Origin of the sequence: Flavobacterium sp., from assembly GCF_049240005.1 — a bacterium.
In the GTDB taxonomy this organism is placed as follows: Bacteria; Bacteroidota; Bacteroidia; order Flavobacteriales; family Flavobacteriaceae; genus Flavobacterium.
Genome location: NZ_JBMLTK010000060.1, coordinates 21,799 through 38,679, shown reverse-complemented (window position 1 = coordinate 38,679; position 16,881 = coordinate 21,799). Strand labels below are relative to the sequence as shown.

The window sequence follows — 16,881 nt, the reverse complement described above, 5'->3', positions numbered from 1 at the left end:
AATCTTTCAATCTTCCGGCCAGCTTTTCCCGCCATTTGTTCCAAGTACGCACCAAAACGGGGTATTTTGCACGTGCAGCTCACGGCTTCTTTCAGTCGCCGCAACTTTCGGCAAAATAGCCCCGTTTTGCTTTGCGCGCTTTCCACGTCTGTCGCGGCTGGGAAATCCGTTACTAACGTTTAGTGGAAAAATACCTAAGGAAAATAAGAGAACTTTGAATTCAGTAACTAGTCTAAAAAGTTTTTCTCGCGAGGTTTCGGTAACCAACCTCACCAGTTCATTCCACATCCTTACACCTTATACTTCAAATTTACACTAGCAATATTGGCGTTTAAATCGGTACTGCGGTCGTAATGTCCAACTCGAAATTCGAGCATGGCCCAGTGCGGGTTTCCAAACAAGCCGTTCTCCGGTGCCATCCGAACACCAATTCCGTAAAAATTACTGTGAAAAGGCGATAAGTCGTAGTTGCTCGTGCGGTACTGCTCCGCTGCTGTGTGCTCGCCATACGCTTTAAAATACTTAATTCCCGTCTGGTCGTAATAGCGGTAAAAAGGCGTTAGCGAGAAAAAAGGCGTGATTTTTACCGGCAATTCCAATTCTGCGGTATGCGATTGCATATCCCAATCATCCGTATAAAAACGATAAAAAGCACGAACAATTAAATGATCGCCAAGGAAATAAGACAACCTACCTCCAATCGGAATTTTTGTTCGCGTATCGGGTAAATTCTCCTGCGATACCGTACCATCGTTCAGATATACACGGTGAAAAGGCAAACTCAAATACCCTGTTTGTTGCACGTAATCGGCCGTTAAGCTTACTTGCAAATTCTTATTAATTGCTTGTGCATAACTCAAACTACCTGCAAACGTATTACGCGCTTCCGTTCCGCCGTCGTCCTGACCCTGACGTAGCTCTATCGGTTTGATGATCTTTACCTGATCGAGAAACGCCTGAAATCGTGCGGTAAATTCGCCGTTTCGGTCTTTCGTTTTTTGAATGAATGCCGCAGTTCCGTTAAACGATTGATAATCGTATTCAGTCGACGATCCTACGCCAATGGCAAACGAACGTCCTTTGTCTATCTGCTCAGCAGTATACAACAAACTAGGATACACGCGAATATCAGAAGATGACGCCGAAGTATTGGCTTGTAAATCAACACGATCCGAGGAAGCCGACGTGTAATGATCCACACCAATTTCTACATCTAACGTATGTTTTTTGCCCGTCTTGCCGTATTTCACTAAAGTTACATCAATCACATTGGCAATGTCGGTTAGTTTTTGCGAACCAATACCGCCAGTAACCGAAGCATTGTCGCCGTTTTGCCGGTAATACGACGAAACGAGATTAACCTCCTCGATTTTCAATTTAGTGGGTTTGTAACCGGTCGAATCTTTTGGCGTTTGTGCCTGTATTTTGAAAAAAGCGAGCAAAGCCAAGCCGCTGATAACTATTTTTTTCATCGAATGTTCTTTTGGGAATTAATTACAACCACAGCCACCACCTACTTTTCCAGAACTTGCTCCACCAGAGCCTTCGCGGTAACTCTGAAAAGACAACTCCGTTTTTGAAACCTTGCGCGGCGCCAGTGTCATCTCGCTGTCGTTAATTTTTGATTTTTGATAGCCTTTTAACGACGTGCAATTTGCGCCACTAAACGATACAAGCGCGAGAATTGCCAGCTGAAACAGATTTTTCATTTTAATTGAATTTGACTGGTTTTAAATAAATTGTTTTGATCATCTATAACAATAGCATGAACTTCAGGAATTTGCTCGATGAGGTACAAGCCACTTTTTATGCCCATGACGCTCACGGGCGTTGCCAGCGCGTCGGCTAGTTCGGCATTAGGTGCGATGATCGTAACACTCTTAATGCCTTGAACCGGTAATCCGGTTTTTGGATTTATCGTATGCGAATAACGTTTTCCGTTAATCGTTATAAATTTTTCGTAAGTGCCCGACGTGGCAATCGCCCTGTTCGAAATACTGAGATACGAAAACGGTGCATCTCTCAAATCCGGATGTGCAATTCCCACCGTCCACGGATTTCCATTGGGCTGCGTTCCCCACGCACACAAATCGCCGCTCGCATTCACAATACCGTCTGTTACACCGGCTTTTTGAAGCACCAATTTCACCTTTTCGGCAGCAAAGCCTTTCCAATGCCTCCAAATCCAAGGCGCATGCCCTTTTCTTTCAGGAAAACAGTTTTCTCCGATTCGTTCAAAATCACATTTCTGTAATTCACTAAATGCACACTTTGTAAAGCTTTTTCTGGCGAGGGTAGGGAAGTCATCATCCGATCAAAATTCCATAAACTCTTGTCAATGCCGCCGTACGTAATGTCGAACGCACCTTGCGTAATTTCCGAAAGGAATAAAGATCGTTGTATTAAATCAAAAGTCTCGTCGGATACACAAACAGCCGCAATGCCAGCCTGTGCGTTTATCTGCGCCGTTTCACTGGTTTCGCTATAGGTAGTCAGTATTTTTTCAATGCGTTTTACTTCCGCGACAGCTGCAGCAACCAATTCTTTAAAGGCAGCTTCACTAGCAGTTACCATGGAAAACGTGAACATGTTTCCCATAAGTTTTTCGCTATGTGTGAAGGTCTCCATTATTTATTTACTACACAAACTGCGCACTTCGTCGGTAAATTCTTGAACGCTATTTTTAGGTTTTCCGCTCCATTTCTGAATTACTTTTCCGTTTTCATCCAAAAGTATCGTAAGCGGAAATTCGCCATCCGGATTGTACTTTTCGGCAAGTGCGTCATTTTTTGCTTGCTGTTCTGCACTAAGCTGATTGGCTTTTCTTCGCGGAAAATCGGCGTTTAACAGCACCAATTTGGTTTCCGCCATAGCGCTAAATGTCTCACTATCTAAATAGTTCTTCCGCGTTTGAATACATGGCGCACACCAATCAGAACCGGAAAAATAGAGCAATATGTTCTTGTGCGATTCGCTGGCTTTTTGTTTAGCGGTAGTGAAGTCGGTTTCCCATTGCAGCGGTAGCAAAACAGCCGCTACAGTAATGAAAAAAAATCAGTAAATCATTATATAAATTTACAGTTTATAACGTCCGATTAACACAAGTATTTCAATTCAGACGTAATTTGGATTTAGTCTAAGTCGTTCAACAATTCTTAAAATTCCTTAGACTAATAAAACACCAGGAAATTACTTTCTCAAAACACAAATGCTAAGATTATGATTCAGTAAAATACTATTAATCAGTCAATTTTAACTTTTCTTCTTCTTTTTCTGCGCTTGAGTTTTCAATAAATTTCGATTTACCGAACCATGCGTTTTCTTTTTAGTTTTCGATGGTCCGCCTAAATTTACTTTCTTGTTTTTTGCTGCTTTCTCTTGAAAAGCTTCTCCTTTGGGCTTTTTTGCGGCGCGACTAATTTCTTTCTTAAACTTCTGTTCTTTCTCCCAAGCGTTCAAAACCTTCGAAATTTGTACATCTTCCGGGATGGCAAGTACGTCAATCTCACGATTCATTAAAATCTCAACATCCAAACGTGCATTTTGGTCTTTCGGTCCACAAAAAGAAATGGACGTTCCACCCATGCCGGCACGTCCGGTACGCCCAATTCGGTGAATATAAGTTTCGGGTTGTTCCGGAAATTCAAAATTTATAACGTGCGAAATATTGCTAATATCCAATCCGCGTGCCATCACATCCGTAGTAATCAAGCCTTTTACCTCTGATTCCTGAAAAGCACGAATGGCATTTAAACGGTAATTCTGTGTCTTGTTGGAGTGTATGATTTCTATTTCAGCTTCAAAATCTTCTGCCAATTTATCGTACACCAAATCGGCCATTCGCTTGTTATTCACAAAAATTAAATAACGCTCAAACTCCTCTTTTTGAAGCAGATACTTCAGTAAATTTAATTTGGTATTGAAGTTAGGCAAATCGTAAACCAACTGTGTAATCAGTTCAATGGGGGTACCGCTAGGCGCCAACGACACTTCCTCTGGATAATCAAAATAATCTTCCAGCATATCATCTACATCGTCGGTCATTGTTGCTGAGAAAAGTATATTCTGTCTCTTGCGCTTCATCATCGAGAAAATCGACGTAAGCTGCGGTTTGAATCCTAAATTCAAGAGTTCGTCAAATTCATCAATAATCAGTTTGTTCACTTCATCCAAACGCAAAACGCCGTCGAGCGCCAAATCCATGACACGGCCGGGCGTTCCTACTACGATATCCACACCTTCGTAAATCGCCGTTTTTTGCGTATTGATGTTTACGCCTCCAAAAATGCCTAAACTTTTAATAGACATGTACTTAGTGAGTTTTTCAACCTCGCCTAAAACTTGTACAACCAACTCGCGCGTCGGAACTAAAATCAGAATTTTCGGATTCAGCGATCGGGTAAACTGATACGTTTTTAAAACCGGAATCAAATAAGCTAAGGTTTTCCCCGTTCCGGTTTGGGCAATTCCCATCACATCGCGTCCGGAGCAAATCACCGAAAAAGCTTCTTTCTGAATAGGAGTAGGCGTGCTAAATCCTAAATCGTTTAGGGCGTTTTGTAAACCTGCTGTTAAGTTAAAATCTGAAAATCCGGACATCGCTAAAATTTTGGCAAAGATAGCTTTAATTTTTTGGGGGCAACCCGCTCTCCCTACGCAAATCCGAGCAAGCGGGTCGGGCTTTCGCTCATAGTCCTCGCGGCGTTGCCCTCGCCGGTCAACCCGCTGCGGGCTAATCCGCTCTATCCCTTGCCCAACAAACGTCCGTACGAAGAGGTTTCAAACCTTTAAAAGTCGCTACTAGATCCCAGCAATGGCTTTCTTATTCACACCCAAACCAAATAAGGCGTAATCGTACTTCACCGGATCACTGGCATCAAACAACCGCAATTGCGTATCGAGTTCCAACAAAGCCTGCGCATCGTTTTGTTTTCGCTTCAATAGTCCCAACTCGCGTGCGATACCGCCGGAATGAACGTCGAGCGGACAAGAAAGTTGCTGCATTTTTACTCGATCCCAAATTCCAAAATCAACCGCAGCGGCATCTTTTCGTACCATCCAGCGCAAAAACATATTAATGCGCTTAGCGGCACTGTTTTTCTGCGGGTCCGATACGTGTTTAAAACTTCGTAAAGCCGTGGCATCTTCAAAGAAAGCGGCTCGAAATCTACTAATACACGTTTGCAAACGTTCGTCGTCGGTGATAAAAAAATTTTCTAAACTGTCGTTTTTTTGATACAATCTGCGAAGCGATAAAATAAACTGCCTAAAATCGAGTCCGTTAAACGTTCGATGCACAAAATCATCGAGCTTCTGCTGCTGTTTCGAACTGCTGTTCATCACAAAATCGTAGGGCGAATTTCCCATTAAGTCCATCATTTTGGCTCCCGATTTCAAAATGGCCGCTCGGTTTCCCCAAGAAATGGTCGCAATCAAAAAGCCAGCAATCTCAATGTCGGTACGCGATTCAAACGCATGCGGAATACGAATCGGATCGGCATCAATAAAGTCGCGCCGGTTATATCGTAAAACCAGTTCGTCGAGATATTCTTTCATTAATTCGTGTTCCATAACTACTTTTCCTCAAACGGGCAGCGCTCACTGCTGTTCACTAGTTGAAGTTCGACCGATTTCTTTCGAGTAAAATCCGTCTTTTAATTGATTTGTTCTCAATTGCGGAATGATGTTCAATTGCTGTCTAAACAGTTCGATGATGTTTACATTCGTGCACGGCAAAGGTCCGTCACCCGTTCCGTAATAAAAAAAGTTTGGCTTAGGCGAATAATAATTTAAATTCCCTTCGGTAAAACGTTCAAAACCAACCTCGTAATACTTCGAATTGGGCTCAGGAATAACAAGTTGTTGCACATGTATTTGTTCAGACTTTTGCATGTGTTCGTTTGCGGTAAACGATTTAAAATCAATTAGAAAAGCAATTGCAATCGGACAAACAGCAGAAAAAACATAACCCAAACGAAATAGTTGGGGCTGTAATTTAATCTTATTGCAAATCGACATAATCAACCAAGCACTGAGAAATAAAAAGTCGATTAAGAAAAAACGAAATTGCGGTGAACTAACAAACACAATCGTAAAGTGCACTAAAGCAAACATATACGCAATTCGGTAATTTCGTATCGTTCGAAATTCGAGCGTAAAAGGTGCAATCAAAAAAAGGATCACTATTCCTTTATTGAAAAAACCGTCGATTCCTGAAAATTGAATCCAAACGACAAATTTTTCTCCTAATGAAAGCGTTTGGTAGTTCGGAATCGCCAAAAATTCGTGATCGGCAATCATCCGATTGATGAAATGCAGCAATCCGTCGGGCATCCGCCAATCAACATTCAATCCGCCAAAAGCAAACGGATAGAACGGAAATCCCGTGAGCAAAGCGTTCTTCGCCAGCCAAATCAAACCAAAACAGCTTCCAACAGTAGCAGCAAATCCGAAATTCTTATTCTTTAAAACGAGTAGCACAACCAAAGTAGCCGACAAGGGTGCAACCGTGATTTTCACAAACGTGATGAAAATCAACAAAATAATCGCCATTTTGCTTTGTTCGGTGAGGTGATTTTCAGAGTTTAGAAATAAAAACAAAGCAATTTGTCCGAGAAGCATTACCGGAAAATCGGGCGATGGTGCATTGATGAATTGAAACGTTAAGGCATTGAAAAAAAGCAAGGCACCTATCCAATGAAAACGCTTGCTGTCGCGAAAACGCTTTTCAAATTCCAAAAGAAAGTACACACTACAAACCAACAGTAAAAATCCATTGATGTCGTTTAAACGATTTGTCCAAAAGTGGAAGTTAAAACCCGCTTGCAGCACCTGCCACGGCGAACTCTGTCCGAACGAGACGTTAAAGTTGGCAAGTCCGGGCACAAATCCGTATTCATTAATCCATTTTATTGTTTGTATGTAATAACTTTCGTTGTCGAGAATTAAAGGCGCTAAAGCCGATTTTAATAAGGCTGCTACTAAAAGTACAAACAAACTCAGTTTTCCTAATTTCGGCAATTGCTTGCACTGCGAGAAAAAGTAGCGCCATTTTGCTTGCGCAGCAGTTGAAAAACGAAACAGCAAAAACGCGCTTAGTGCCAAATTCCCCAAAAACACTTCGATTCCGAGCGGTATGGCAAATGCCAGAAGGCAAAGTACTGCCGTTTGCGCCATCATGCCCAAGACCATAGTTAATGGCAAAGGCGTGGTTCGCCATCGGAAAATTCGTTCAATCGCTATTCCGGTGCCGAGAAAACAGCAGAAAAAGAATAGCCAACTGAATAGAATTAACAGCATTTAAATCAGAATTTTACCATCGGAAATAACCAACTTTCGGTCGGCCATCTCTGCGAGTTCTTCGTTGTGCGTTACAATGACAAAAGTTTGTCCGAACTCTTTTCGCAAGTCGAAAAACAACTGATGTAAATGCTTGGCGGCTTTGGTATCTAGGTTTCCAGAAGGTTCGTCGGCAAAAACCACAGCTGGTCGGTTAATTAGTGCTCGAGCTACTGCTACGCGTTGTTGCTCGCCACCAGAAAGCTCGTTTGGGCGGTGTTGTAAACGTTCGGATAAGCCTAAAAACTCGAGTAGGCGAGTGGCTTCTTTTTCCGCATCTGCCGTTTTAGTTTTCCCAATAAAAGCAGGTAAACAAACGTTTTCAAGTGCCGTAAATTCGGGTAAAAGTTGGTGAAATTGAAAGATAAATCCCAAAGATTGGTTGCGGAAGTTTGCCAATTCCCGGTCGTTCATTTTCAAGACATCGACATCGTTGATCCGCAGTTCGCAATTCGCTACGCTCGTGTCGGCCTTGTCGAGAGTTCCGAGAATTTGGAGTAAGGTCGACTTCCCCGCACCACTTTGCCCGACGATAGCTACAATTTCTCCCGCAGCTATCTGTAAATCAATGCCTTTTAAAACGTGTAAGTTGCCGTATTTCTTATGAATATGGGTTGCCCGAATCATACCTAAAATTTGCTGCAAAGTAAGAAAGTTTTGCAGCTTTACACCTGATAAAGTTTCGTTAAACGAAAACGCTGCCCAAGAGTGTCGGCGTACCTTTGTTCGTAAATAATTTTGTCATGCGAAGATTGATTTTATTGCTGTTGACAGTCTTAACCACTTCATGTCATTCGCAATCCAATTCTAAACCACAACCTATTAAGAAAGCTCATAATATGGAACTAGCAACTTTTGCAGGCGGCTGTTTTTGGTGTACCGAAGCCGTTTTTTTAGATTTAAAAGGCGTAAAAGCAGTACAGTCGGGTTATACAGGTGGAAAACGGCCAAATCCAACCTACGAGCAAGTTTCATCGGGCGGCACCGGACATGCCGAGGCAATTCAAATTGAGTTCGATCCGTCGGAAATATCTTACGAAGAGCTGTTGGAAGTGTTTTTTGCCACGCACGATCCAACAACACTAAATCGTCAGGGTGCCGATGTGGGTACACAATATCGAAGCGAAGTGTTTTATCACTCCGATGCGCAAAAAGAAGCTGCTGAGAACTACATTGCTCAAATGACCGCCGCGCTAACTTTTAAAGATCCGATTGTAACGAAAGTAAGTGCCGCACAACCTTGGTATCCTGCCGAGGATTATCACCAAAATTACTACAAGCGCAACACCTCACAATCGTATTGCCATTACGTGATCACACCTAAAGTAGAGAAAGTACGTAAAGTTTTTAAAGACAAGTTGAAGTCGTAAAGTGTTGTTTGGCACAGCGTTTGAAATTAGTATTGAAAAACCTGTGATGAACTTAGCTTCCATTTCGCCAACAAAACGCTTGTTGTTTTGCATTCTTTTGGATGTCATCGGAACTTTATCGTACAGTTTGCCAGTGTTGGGCGAGTTGAGCGACATTGTTTGGGCACCAGTAGCGGCCATTTTGTATCGAAAATTGTTTTCCGGTGCAGGCGGTTGGTTGGGCGCCGGAGTTGTTTTCTTAGAAGAGTTGCTGCCTTTTAGTGATGTAATACCCACATTTACACTTTCGTGGATAGTAACAAATGTGTTTTCGATTCAGCCGCGAACGCTGAATAAAAACGTTTAAGATTTTGTATCGGCTTTAAACAACAAATTGAAACTGAGCTGTCGGATTAATTTTCTTCCAAAAGGGAAAAAAAACTTCGATTGTCCGAAAACCCATCCAATTCCCATCAGCATGAAAGGATAGAGTGGAAGTACCAGTACGAGAAGAACGATATAGTACAGAAACAGCCCTAAATTTTCTTGACTTAGAGAAAGGTATTCCATTAGGGCTTTAGAAATTCGAGCAGCAGACGTTCCTGTAATAGCAAAAACAACGAGCACTACGAAAAGTTGCACATTCGAACGAATTCCCCATTTTTCTTTTAACCGACTCATTGAAATCTGTGTGGTTGAAAAGTTCCTAATGAAATTTTATTTTGCAGTTGAAAATAGGTTAAATAATTAAAGAGCAAATAATTAACCTCGTATCCGTAGTTGATTTTCGGATCGTAATCAATTTGCATCAAAAATAAGTTTCCACTGCCCTGGGTAGCTGCTTTAATGTTCCATTGCTGTACCCAAACCTGATTTCGTGCTTCCAAATACGACTGAGAATAGTAACCGCGTGGTGCGGCACGTAACAACCAACTATTGAATCCGGGATCGAAAATTACTACTTCGTATTCTAAACTGTCGTTTGCTATTCGAATGGTATCGTTTACAGCTTTCGCAGAATCGACGTTATTTAAATTACCACTGCTGCAATAGGTACAAACTACCGCAAGCACTGCAATAAAAAAGCCGACAACCTTACCATTGATTTTCATGAAGTAAAGTTCGGAAAAAATAGCGTTAAAAGTTAGCCTTGTTGCGTCTTTAACAACGAAATAATTTGAGCTGCCAATTCACTTCCAATACGGTCTTGCGCTTCTAAGGTTGCGGCACCAATGTGCGGCGTAAGTGAAATATTTGGATGCATAAGAATTCGAATTTCCGGATTCGGTTCGTTCTCAAAAACATCTAATCCAGCAAAACTAACCTTGTTGCTATCCAGAGCTTTAATGAGAGCCACTTCATCTAATACGCCTCCTCTCGAACAGTTGATGATACCCACACCGTCTTTCATCGCGTCGATTTCGGCTGCACCAATTACATAACCATTTTCCTGAGCCGGAACGTGTAAGGTAATAAAATCAGAATGACGTAATAAATCTTCAACCGGTTCGGTTTCAATTTCAACATTGATGAATTGTCCGTTGTAGAAATCCAATCGAATTTCAGCTTTTCCGACAAACTTATCGGCAGCAATAACACGCATGCCCAAGCCAACCGCCATTTTAGCAACCGCTTGTCCGATGCGCCCAAAGCCAATAATACCAATTGTTTTACCGCGTAATTCACGGCCATTTGCGTAGGCTTTTTTAAGCATTTCAAATGCCGTTTCGCCTTCCAAAGGCATATTTCTATTCGAATCGTGTAAGAAGCGAATGCCGCTGAACAAGTGCGCAAAAACCAGTTCGGCAACCGATTCTGAAGAGGAGGCTGGTGTATTGATCACGTGCTTACCAGCAGCGCGCGCATAGTCGACATCAATGTTATCCATACCCACACCACCGCGACCAATAATTTTTAGTCCCGCGCAAGCATCGATAATATCTTTTCGGACTTTGGTAGCACTTCGAACCAAAAGCACCGAAACATTGTTCGCATTGATGTAATTGGCAACCTGCTCCTGAGCAACTTTCGTAGTAATTACTTCAAAGCCGGCTTTTTCAAGCGCAATTTTTCCAATTTCCGAAATCCCGTCGTTTGCTAATATCTTCATTATGCTTGTTTTTCAAATTCTTTCATTAAGTCGACTAGTGACTGCACGCTTTCTATTTTCATGGCATTGTACATAGATGCCCGGTAACCACCCACAGAGCGGTGTCCGGTTAATCCGGAAATGTTAGCAGCTTTCCAAAGGGCATCGAATCGTTCTTGCAAACGCTCATCGGTTAAAACAAAAGTAGCGTTCATAACACTGCGATCTTCTCCTTGAACCGTCGATTTAAACAACGGATTTCGGTCAATTTCCGCATATAAAAGTGCAGCTTTCTCTCGATTTCGCTTTTCTGCTGCGGCTAAACCACCGTTATTTTTTATCCATCGCATTGTAAGTAATGAGGTATATACCGCAAAACAGGGCGGTGTATTGTACATACTTTCTCCTTTGATGTGCTTTTGTAAATCGAGCATGCTCGGAATCTCGCGACCAGTTTTTCCTAAAATCGATTCTTTAACCACAACCAATGCCACTCCCGCCGGACCCATATTTTTTTGAGCTCCTGCGTAGATATAATCGAATTTGGAAAAATCGAGCTCTCTGGAAAAAATATCGCTACTCATGTCGCATACCACGGGAATTGTTACTTCGGGAAACGACTGTATTTGAGTGCCGAAAATGGTATTGTTACTGGTTAAGTGCAGGTAACTGGCGTCTGACGAAACACTGATTTCCTTCGGAATGTAATTGAAATTAGCATCCTTTGAACTCGCAGCAATTTCAACTTCGCCAAACAATCTGGCTTCTTTTGCTGCCGCAACAGCCCAAGTACCGGTTTCCAGATAACTGGCTTTTTGGTTGGCACCTAATAAATTGTACGGAATCATGGCGAATTGTAAACTCGCACCTCCGTGGAGAAACAAAGCTTGGTATCCTTTATTTTCTAGTCCTAAAAGTTCTAACGATAAGGCTCGCGCTTCGTCCATTACTGCAACAAAATCTTTACTTCTGTGCGAAATTTCTAGTAGAGATAAGCCCGAGTTGTTGAAATCAAGCACAGCCGCCGCCGCTTGTTCAAATACTTCTTGTGGTAAAATACTCGGTCCGGAACTAAAATTATGTTTCTTCATGGATAAGGAAAATCGAGCTGCAAAAATCGGCAACACAGACTTCTTCCAAAAACGAAAGCTTACAATTTAAAAACAGTTTATTAACAAAAACGTTGTAGTTAATCGATTTTAAGTAAGAATTCGAGCGTGTCGATACCGTCGGCGTAATCCCAAAGTTCTGGTTTTTGCGTGGTTCCGAAAGGAATAGCGCCCGACAAAGGCAAGTTGGAAACCAAACATTGAATTTGATTTGCTTTGGTATTTAATTGCGATTGAAGTTCGGAGAGATCCGTGTAGAATTCATAAAAAACTGCGGCAATCGGCGAACTAAACGATTCGTCTTCCACTAAAATTAAAAAGCCGTTATCGTAAATCTGTCGATTACTCATCATGAACACGGCTTTGTTGTAGTCGTAATTATTACAATATTTTTCTAGTTGTAGCACATCGCTTCGATGATAAATACCTTGATAAAAGTGCGCCATATCGTATTTCTGAGGAAGGTAAATTTTAGAAACATTTCGGCAACCTAAGCCAAAATAGGTAAAGATATCAGTTGCCAATCCTGCTAAATCTTCGGCAGTTTCTTCTCCACTTAGTACAGCTATACCGTTTCGATTTTTCCGGATGATATTTGGCTTGTTTCGGAAGTAATATTCAAAGTAGCGCGCACTATTGTCGCTTCCCGTTGCAATCACGGCATCAAAATCAGTTAGTTTTTCTTCCACGAAAGTGTAGGCATTAGCGAAATCTGGAGCAATAGATTCCAATAACTGCACTACGGCTGTGGTAAGCTGCTGATCGGACGAAGATCGTTTAATCAACGCATGATTTCCAGACAACCAAACGCATAAAATGTCGTGAAATCCAACCAATGGAACGTTGCCGGCTAAAATTAACCCGATTCGTTTAGGCGATTGGTTTTCAGTAATCGCATATTTTGTTAGCCAGTTCTCTAATTTTTCAACTGTAAAGTTCTCCGACCAACCTTGTAAGCAAAAACGCAGCATTTCTTCGGTGTACCAACCGTTATGATGTACCGCGCGACTCAGCCACTGCTGCACATTTTTTTCTGCGGAAGTAAGCGAATCTGTTGAAGCAGTTTCATTCAAAATCCGAGAAAATGCGGCTCCTAATTGCACTAATGATTGAATTTTCGCTTGCAAAGTCATAAAGTTGTTTGTTAATACGTTTGTTTGCACGTAATTTTGCAGCAAAAATAAGTGAATTCACGAGCAATATCACTTTCAAATAGCGAAGCATGGCCATAATCATTACAGACGAGTGTATCAACTGCGGAGCTTGCGAGCCCGAGTGTCCAAATACAGCAATTTATGAAGGAGCAGACGATTGGCGCTACAAAGACGGAACTGCCTTAAAAGGGAAAATTGTACTTCCCGACGGTACCGAAATTGATGCTGAGGCACCGCAAACGCCTATTTCTGACGAGGTGTACTACATCGTTCCCGGAAAATGCACGGAATGTAAAGGTTTTCACGACGAACCTCAGTGCGCTGCCGTTTGTCCGGTCGATTGCTGTGTACCCGATCCGAACCACGTGGAAAGCGAAGAAACCTTGCTTAACAGACAAGCGTTCTTACACAACAGCTAGATCACACAAACCAAAATAGGGCAGCTGCCTTATTGCACAGATATTCTCAGAGTTCCATTTTTACATCGTTCTTGTAAATAATCTAGAGCGATGAAAAAATGGAACTTTTTATTTGTTCTGAATCTAGCGGCTGAAATGTTTGCTGCTTGTTCAAACGGTATTGGAGGATGGAACTGTTGCTGTTGCCGTTCTCGAAAAGCAATAACTTAATGTGCATTCAATATAAAAACCGAAGTTAAAAAGCGTTAAAATGCTTAGCTTTAGAAAAATAGAAAGGAGAAATTTTTCACAAGGAAGCTTGAAAAAGTCACTTTCCATGATCTAATAAAGTTTTTTAGGTCGAACACACAGTAAAGTATTTTGTGCGTGAAATTGAAATCTGCTTAAACCCGAGTTAACGCTCGGGTTTTTCGCATAAAAAAACCGATCACTTTCGCAATCGGTTTTTGTGAAGATTTAAGAAGAAACTATTCGATGGTTACTGGAAAAGAAACTTCGATATCGGTGCTTCCACCTGCGTTGGTGATGATACCTTGATCTACTCCAGTTCCGTTTTTGTTCAACTCGTGACGTAGGGTAAAGGTGATACTTCCCGTTCCTGCAGTTGCAGCTGTCTGCAAGGTAAATGTTAAACCAATCGGATTGTTATTGCTGTCGGCATCGGTGTACGTAAATGTACCTACCGTTCCCGTAGTTTGGTAAAAGAATTGGTGCTCTTCATCTTTTTCCAAAATCTCAGGATTTTTAATTTCTGCTGGCGTTTCTGTTTCATTTTTTAAAACGATAGAACCCGTATAAGTAGTGCCAGCCGTTAAATTTCCGCTAACTACCGAAACAGGTAAACCAGGTCCGTCTCCGTCTAAGTCTCTCGAAACTAAAGTGATCGTTTCTCCACCTCCGGTCAGCGTTACTTCGATAGTTGTAATAACTTCTTCTTCAATTACTTGCGAAGCGCTGTCGTCGTCGCATGAAGTGAATAATGCCGTTGCTAAAGTTGCGAAAATAAATACTTGTTTTTTCATGATTAAATATTGATTTGTACTTGTAAAGTGATGTTTCTGCCTAATTCATCAGCGAATAGGCGTTGTTTATTTAAATAATTTCTATAACTCTGATTTCCAATATTTTGAATTCCCAAACTTGCTTGTAGCGCGGTTTTTTGTAATTGAAAAGGCCACGAAGCTTTTAAATCAAAGAGTTGGTAAGCGTTTGGCGGTCTGGAAATCGGGACCGTTACCTGTGTTAACTCATTGTTTTGAACAATATTGGTCTCAAAATCAAAATCGGGAAAGGCATTTTGAAACGCAACGTATTCTTGTCGGAGTTCTAAAGTAAAATCCGATTTCTCGAAAGGTTTTACTATAATCGAAGAGTGCCAATTAAAGGGCGGCATGTCGATCAAGTTTCTGCTTTCGCGAACGTCGTAACCCGAAACGTATGAGGCAGCCGTTTTAAAGGAAAAGCGATTTGAAAATCGGTACGTCCAACTAAAATCGGCACCAAATAAGCGCGCAGTAGTGCTTTTGTATTCATAAACTGGAAATGCACCGCGGATTGTCGTCAGAAAACCAGTTGGTTGTAAGTAAATAAAGTTCTCAATGCGTTGCAAAAACGATTCTAAACTAAACGTACTCGCTTTCCATGTCAGATTTTGATTAAGCGCTACTTTCACTGCATTTTCCTGTTTTAAACGCAAATCTCCCACTTCGATAATACCCGATGAATGGTGTAAACCGTCCGAAAAAAGTTCGCTGACATTCGGATTTCTGTTTAAGGCAGTCGCTCCAAATTCAATGCGGTAGTTTTCGGAAATTTGTCCCGAAACTTTGGCATTCGCGGCAATATTGTGGTAATTAAAAATTGGTTCTACTAAAAGTTCACCTGCGTTTTCAAAGACTACAAACTGCCCAAAATCCGACTGATAGTTGCGTTCGTTCCAACGCGAATTTTGGTAGAATTTACTTGCCGTTATTCGCGAATAATCGTAACGAATACCGCTTTCTAAACGAAAGGTGCTATTTAATTCCAAATCCGAAATGGCATATAATCCCAAATCTGTTTTAGTAAAATTCGGTACTATAGGTCGTACGCCTGTGTCTGGATTCGCAAAATTGGTTTGATAGCCGCCCGAAATTCCCAACTTAACTTCCGTATTTTGGAACATTCTTTTAAAATCGGCCAAAATACTGTGCGACTGCAAAGTCAGATCCAACGCTGGGATATTGTCGCGGTTTCCACGTCGAATATCGAATTCTTTTCGATTGTTGCGTTGGTAGCCGTAATACCATTTGCTATTCCAATTGCCGAGTTGCATTTCCAGCGAAAGCTGTGAGAACAAATGCGACACTTGTTGTTTCGGGTTCGCAATGTCGTACGTGAAAGGTCTTACTACCGACGGTTTCTGCGATTGGATGGCAAAATACAAATCAGTTGCATTTCCAATATGCGAAGCGGCAAGGATGCCCGTTTCAGTTTGAAAGTACGACAATTCGGCGTTTAGGGTTCCGAATTTCAATTTGCGTCGGAGTTGCGCTGCTGCAGAGAAATCCCGATTTCCCGTATTTGACAGTACGTAATCAGCAGCACGGCGATCACCAAACATTTTTGCTGCGGCATCGATCCGGTACGAAGTTCCCTTTTCCTTTGCCCGAACAAAAGTTGCAGCTAGTGCCCCACCGCTACCGTTTGATTGCGCTGTAGAGGTAAGCTGACTAAAAATTGTGTCGTTTTCAGGAATCTGACGTTCCAATAAAATCAAACCACCTACGCCGTCGCCACTGTACTGCAAAGCAGCGGCATCTTTTACAACATTTATTCGCGTTAAGCCGTTCACATCCACAGCTGGCGCATGTTCGGTTCCCCATTGTTGGTCTTCCATGCGCAAACGATTGGTAAGCATCGAAATCCGACTCCCGCTCAATCCATGAATGATCGGTTTTACGATGTTATTGCCTGTCTTTAAACTGTTTACCCCGTTTATTTCGCGCAAAGCATCGCCCAAATTTTGAGCCGAATATTCGCGCAGCGTTTTGGCATTCAGTTTATTACTTCCTGAAACATCATAAACCAATGAGGCTTTTTTCCGAACAATGATTTCGGCCAAATCCTCGGCATGTGGCGACAAATTAAATTGGTACACTTGTACAGGCTCGCTGCTTATTTTTTGAACAACTTTTTCGAAATGAGGTGCAACTACAGTAAATTCTGCAACAGAATTATCTACTGTAAAGGAAAAAGTTCCTTGCACATCGCAGCTAATTTTCTTTTTTCCAACATAAATGACGGCATTTTCAACGACCATGCCACCCGATTTTACGTTTCCAGAAATGGTTTTTACCAACTGCGCAAATCCGAAGTCAACAAAAAACAAAGCAAAAACGGCGCCTAAAATGGTTTTATTCATACGTTTTACTTTTACTTAAT

Annotated in this window: 17 protein-coding genes and 1 pseudogene; 3 read left to right on the top strand and 15 right to left on the bottom strand. The window is 41.7% G+C overall.

Annotation, left to right across the window (positions count from 1 at the left end; all coding sequences use genetic code 11):
- Positions 1–290 precede the first annotated feature (290 nt).
- The 8 genes and pseudogenes from ACOVQQ_RS06385 to ACOVQQ_RS06350 form a co-directional block, all read right to left on the bottom strand.
- The gene (locus tag ACOVQQ_RS06385) at positions 291–1,472 is read right to left on the bottom strand and encodes a DUF3570 domain-containing protein (RefSeq protein ID WP_421817458.1); all 1,182 of its coding nucleotides are present in this window, start codon (positions 1,470–1,472) and stop codon (positions 291–293) included.
- 18 nt (positions 1,473–1,490) lie between these two features.
- A complete protein-coding gene (locus ACOVQQ_RS06380; protein WP_421817457.1) occupies positions 1,491–1,709 on the bottom strand; it encodes a DUF4266 domain-containing protein in 219 nt (72 codons plus the stop codon).
- Positions 1,706–2,574, bottom strand: a pseudogene (locus ACOVQQ_RS06375) (FAD:protein FMN transferase). Before ACOVQQ_RS06375 ends, ACOVQQ_RS06380 begins: the two are co-directional and overlap by 4 nt.
- A 57-nt stretch (positions 2,575–2,631) precedes the next feature.
- Positions 2,632–3,027: a thioredoxin family protein gene (locus tag ACOVQQ_RS06370; RefSeq protein WP_421817456.1), complete on the bottom strand. Its 396-nt coding sequence runs from the start codon at positions 3,025–3,027 to the stop codon at positions 2,632–2,634.
- Positions 3,028–3,252: 225 nt separating this feature from the next.
- On the bottom strand, positions 3,253–4,599 hold the full coding sequence (locus tag ACOVQQ_RS06365; protein WP_421817455.1) for a DEAD/DEAH box helicase: 1,347 nt from the start codon (positions 4,597–4,599) through the stop codon (positions 3,253–3,255).
- Positions 4,600–4,800: 201 nt separating this feature from the next.
- Entirely contained in the window at positions 4,801–5,571 is a 771-nt protein-coding gene (locus ACOVQQ_RS06360) for a TIGR02757 family protein (RefSeq protein WP_421817454.1), read from the bottom strand.
- 27 nt (positions 5,572–5,598) lie between these two features.
- Entirely contained in the window at positions 5,599–7,299 is a 1,701-nt protein-coding gene (locus ACOVQQ_RS06355; RefSeq protein WP_421817453.1) for an LIC_10190 family membrane protein, read from the bottom strand.
- Positions 7,300–7,965: an ABC transporter ATP-binding protein gene (locus ACOVQQ_RS06350; RefSeq protein WP_094487253.1), complete on the bottom strand. Its 666-nt coding sequence runs from the start codon at positions 7,963–7,965 to the stop codon at positions 7,300–7,302.
- A gap of 116 nt (positions 7,966–8,081) precedes the next feature.
- On the opposite strand from ACOVQQ_RS06350, the gene msrA reads away from it, so the two are divergent.
- Both msrA and ACOVQQ_RS06340 read left to right on the top strand, forming a co-directional pair.
- On the top strand, positions 8,082–8,708 hold the full coding sequence (gene msrA / locus ACOVQQ_RS06345; RefSeq protein WP_421817452.1) for a peptide-methionine (S)-S-oxide reductase MsrA: 627 nt from the start codon (positions 8,082–8,084) through the stop codon (positions 8,706–8,708).
- A 46-nt stretch (positions 8,709–8,754) separates the two neighbouring features.
- Entirely contained in the window at positions 8,755–9,054 is a 300-nt protein-coding gene (locus ACOVQQ_RS06340) for a hypothetical protein (RefSeq protein ID WP_421817451.1), read from the top strand.
- Here the strand turns inward: ACOVQQ_RS06340 and ACOVQQ_RS06335 are convergent.
- From ACOVQQ_RS06335 to ACOVQQ_RS06315, 5 genes are all read right to left on the bottom strand, one after another.
- Entirely contained in the window at positions 9,051–9,368 is a 318-nt protein-coding gene (locus ACOVQQ_RS06335; protein WP_366094918.1) for a DUF6787 family protein, read from the bottom strand. The two genes, ACOVQQ_RS06340 and ACOVQQ_RS06335, sit on opposite strands and share 4 nt — an antisense overlap.
- Positions 9,365–9,799, bottom strand: a complete 435-nt coding sequence (locus ACOVQQ_RS06330) for a DUF6146 family protein (RefSeq protein WP_421817450.1) — start codon at positions 9,797–9,799, stop codon at positions 9,365–9,367. Before ACOVQQ_RS06330 ends, ACOVQQ_RS06335 begins: the two co-directional genes overlap by 4 nt.
- A 32-nt stretch (positions 9,800–9,831) precedes the next feature.
- Positions 9,832–10,797, bottom strand: coding sequence for a D-2-hydroxyacid dehydrogenase (locus tag ACOVQQ_RS06325; RefSeq protein WP_421817449.1), 966 nt, complete (start codon positions 10,795–10,797; stop codon positions 9,832–9,834).
- Positions 10,797–11,867 carry a 3-phosphoserine/phosphohydroxythreonine transaminase gene (gene serC, locus ACOVQQ_RS06320; RefSeq protein WP_421817448.1) on the bottom strand — a complete coding sequence of 357 codons (1,071 nt, stop codon included), beginning with the start codon at positions 11,865–11,867 and terminating at the stop codon, positions 10,797–10,799. Before serC ends, ACOVQQ_RS06325 begins: the two co-directional genes overlap by 1 nt.
- A 98-nt stretch (positions 11,868–11,965) precedes the next feature.
- Entirely contained in the window at positions 11,966–13,048 is a 1,083-nt protein-coding gene (locus ACOVQQ_RS06315; RefSeq protein ID WP_421817447.1) for an acyl-CoA reductase, read from the bottom strand.
- 59 nt (positions 13,049–13,107) lie between these two features.
- Here ACOVQQ_RS06315 and ACOVQQ_RS06310 point away from each other — a divergent pair, with 59 nt between their 5' ends.
- Positions 13,108–13,458, top strand: a complete 351-nt coding sequence (locus ACOVQQ_RS06310) for a 4Fe-4S dicluster domain-containing protein (protein ID WP_094487258.1) — start codon at positions 13,108–13,110, stop codon at positions 13,456–13,458.
- 467 nt (positions 13,459–13,925) lie between these two features.
- Here the strand turns inward: ACOVQQ_RS06310 and ACOVQQ_RS06305 are convergent, their stop codons facing one another.
- Both ACOVQQ_RS06305 and ACOVQQ_RS06300 read right to left on the bottom strand, forming a co-directional pair.
- A complete protein-coding gene (locus tag ACOVQQ_RS06305; protein ID WP_421817446.1) occupies positions 13,926–14,480 on the bottom strand; it encodes a type 1 periplasmic binding fold superfamily protein in 555 nt (184 codons plus the stop codon).
- A 2-nt stretch (positions 14,481–14,482) separates the two neighbouring features.
- Positions 14,483–16,861, bottom strand: coding sequence for a TonB-dependent receptor (locus tag ACOVQQ_RS06300; protein ID WP_421817445.1), 2,379 nt, complete (start codon positions 16,859–16,861; stop codon positions 14,483–14,485).
- Positions 16,862–16,881 lie beyond the last annotated feature (20 nt).